The 2622-nt window shown below is 76.7% G+C and carries 3 protein-coding genes and 1 pseudogene; all 4 read right to left on the bottom strand.

The features are described 5' to 3' along the window. Positions 1-101 precede the first annotated feature (101 nt). Positions 102-323: a hypothetical protein gene (locus M8J74_RS43970; RefSeq protein ID WP_249841747.1), complete on the bottom strand. Its 222-nt coding sequence runs from the start codon at positions 321-323 to the stop codon at positions 102-104. Between the two features lie 2 nt (positions 324-325). Beyond that, positions 326-748: an ATP synthase subunit C gene (locus M8J74_RS43965; protein WP_058927162.1), complete on the bottom strand. Its 423-nt coding sequence runs from the start codon at positions 746-748 to the stop codon at positions 326-328. Next, entirely contained in the window at positions 745-2202 is a 1458-nt protein-coding gene (locus tag M8J74_RS43960; RefSeq protein ID WP_249841746.1) for a V-type ATPase 116kDa subunit family protein, read from the bottom strand. Before M8J74_RS43960 ends, M8J74_RS43965 begins: the two co-directional genes overlap by 4 nt. Continuing rightward, positions 2186-2622 (bottom strand): annotated as a pseudogene (locus M8J74_RS43955) (hypothetical protein); the annotation flags it as partial. The pseudogene M8J74_RS43955 and the gene M8J74_RS43960, both read right to left, overlap by 17 nt.

The following is a 2622-nucleotide window of genomic DNA, read 5'->3' as shown; positions in this document are numbered from 1 at the left end:
GGCCGCGGCCAGCAGCGCGTCGGCCTCGGCGCGGGCGGCCCGCAGCAGTTGCGCGCGCACCGGTTCGAGTGCGGCGTCGGTCGTGGCCGGGGGCGGGGTCCTCATGGCGGCATCACCGCCACGAGCGGCTCCTGTCCGTCGACGGCCTCGGGGCCGAGGGCGCCGGCGGCGGCCGGGGTGAGGAGGACGAGGTCCACGTCCGGCGGCAGGTCCCGCCAGGCGTCGCGCGCGGCGTCCGGGCCCTGCGCGGGGCGCAGCAGGACGCCCGCGGACGCCAGTCCGAGGATGCGCAACGGTTCCCCGATGGCCGCGATGTGTCCCATGGTCAGGTCTTCCCGAGCAGGATGACGGCGACGACGAGGCCGTAGATCGCGATGCCTTCGGCGAGGCCGACGATGACCATGGCCCGGCCGAAGAGTTCGGGGCGTTCGCTCATCGCCGCCAGGGCCGCGGCGCCGGTGTAGGCGACGGCGATCGCCGCGCCGATCGAGGCGCCGGCGACCGCGATGGCGGCGCCGATGAACGCCGCGGAGCTGGAGCCGGAGCCCTGCGCGGCCGCGGTGGCGGTCTGGGCCTGTGCCGCACCGCCGCTCAGCGCGACCAGCAGCAGCGCCAGCGCTCCGGCGAACAGGGCCGCGTCCACCGCGAGGATGGCCCGCAGGGCCCCTCGGCCTCGGCGGCGCAGGAGTCGGCGGGTGACGGCGAAGGCCCCGACGAGGACGGGAAGCGCGATCAGCCAGGCGATCATGTGGTCACCTCCGTTACATGTCGTACGGGTGCGTATGGGGGTTCTGCGGGCTCTGCGGACTGCGTGGGCACGTGCCAGGGCTTGAACGGGCGGCCCTCGGCGTCGAAGACGCGGGAGAACAGTTCGTAGAACTCCAGGCGCAGCGCCTGGATGCCGGCGACCAGCGCCTCCAGCGCGAAGGCGAGCGCGTTGCCCAGGAGGAAGACGAGGAGTGCGGCGGCCACGCCCGGGGCGCCGCGCCCGGCGAGGCCCGTGGTGGCCTGCCAGACGATGGCGCCGAGCGCGGCGTGGGTGAGTCCGAAGGCGGCGAGCCGTGCGAAGGAGACGGTGTTCGACCCGATGCGGACCACCACGTCGAAGAGCTGGATGCCGGTCTGCAGGACCCCGGAGGCGCCGCCCCCGGACTCCGCGCTCAGCCCTGCGCCGACCAGCACCAGTCCGGTCCCGGCGAGTGCCGCTCCGGACCAGGTGAGCGCCGGGGTGCGCAGCAGCACTCCCCCGGCGGCGAGCGCGAGGCCGAGGAAGACCGCCGCGCCGGCGATGCCGGAGGCCGCGTACAGCGCGCGGCCCGGCCCGCTCTCCCGCCAGCGGTTGACGATGCCCGCCGCGTAGGCCAGGGCGAGCAGGATCGCGCCGAAGCCGACGGCGCTCGCCAGGAGCCGCACGGGCTCCTCCAGCGGGTTCAGCCACAGCACCGGCAGCACACCGGTCGGGCCGAAGAACTCGCCGTAGGCGACGCCGGCGAGGGTGCTGGTGAGCCCCGCTCCGGCGACGAAGGGCCACAGCCGGCGCAGCGGGGCGAGCCGGCGCGGGCGGCCGAGCCGCAGCAGCAGGGCGCCCAGGAGGAGCAGGGCGCCGTGGCCGGCGTCGCCGAACATCATCCCGAACATGACGACGTAGGCGATCCCGGCGGGGAGCGTGGGGTCGATGTCGGTGTACGGGACGGTGCCGTAGGTGCGCACCAGGGGGCCGAAGGAGCGCCGGACGGCGCTGGTCGCGGTCAGCAGGGTGGGCGGGTCGATGCCGCGCGGCGCCCGCAGGGGTACGAGGGCGCCGCCGGCGTCGGCCAGGTCGGCGCCGAGCCGGGGCACGGCGCTCACGGGGCACCAGCCGGCCAGCGCGGCCGCCGGTCCGCGCTTGACCGCGGCCGCCCGGTGGGCCTCGAGCTGTGCCTCGCCGGCCAGCAGGTCGGCGCGACCGTCGGCCTGAAGTGCCGTGAGATCGGGGGGTGTTCGGGACAGCAGCGGCGGGACGGTTTCGGTGCGCAGCGTCTGCAGCGCCCGCGCGGCCGGTCCCGTGCCGTGGGGCGAGTCGTCGGGACGGTCCAGTTCCACGCAGCCGGCGTCGGCGACCCGCACCAGGACGTCCCGCAGCGCGCCGCGGGGGGCGACGACGGCCACCCGCTGCATGCGGACCGGTGCCGCGCGGGTCAGGGAGTCAGTCCAGGAGGTCATCGAACGCCTCCTGGGCCCGGCCCTCGTGCGCGGCCGCCATCAGGGCGGCGCGCAGCCGCCAGGCGTCGGCGGACAGCACCGCGACGGCGCCCACGACGGGCGTCACCCCGAAATCCGCCTTGTGCAGCATCTCCAGGCCGTCCTGTTCGACGACGTTCCACCAGCGGGCCTCGGCCCGCCAGAGGTCGGCGGGCCGCCCGGCGTCCTTCAGTGCCCAGCGCGCCGTCGAGGGCAGGCGGGCGCGGAAGTCGTCGTAGGAGAGGGCCCGTACCGCGGCCCGGCCGAGGAGCCGCTCGGCGTGCAGCGCGGCCCGTCCGGTCGGCGGGCGGTCCAGCAGATGGGACGCGCGCGCCACCAGCAGCGCGGCGTCCCCGGCCGCCCACCGGGCCGCCTGGGGCAGGTCGGCCACGACGTGGGCGT

It is taken from the genome of Streptomyces panaciradicis (genome assembly GCF_023516615.1).
In the GTDB taxonomy this organism is placed as follows: Bacteria; Actinomycetota; Actinomycetes; order Streptomycetales; family Streptomycetaceae; genus Streptomyces; species Streptomyces panaciradicis.
This window is presented reverse-complemented; position numbering and strand designations above follow the sequence as displayed.

Coding starts and splice junctions, on each gene's coding strand:
- M8J74_RS43965 (WP_058927162.1), bottom strand. CDS start 748: ATGATCGCCTGGCTGATCGCGCTTCCCGTCCTCGTCGGGGCCTTCGCC.
- M8J74_RS43970 (WP_249841747.1), bottom strand. CDS start 323: ATGGGACACATCGCGGCCATCGGGGAACCGTTGCGCATCCTCGGACTG.
- M8J74_RS43960 (WP_249841746.1), bottom strand. CDS start 2,202: ATGACCTCCTGGACTGACTCCCTGACCCGCGCGGCACCGGTCCGCATG.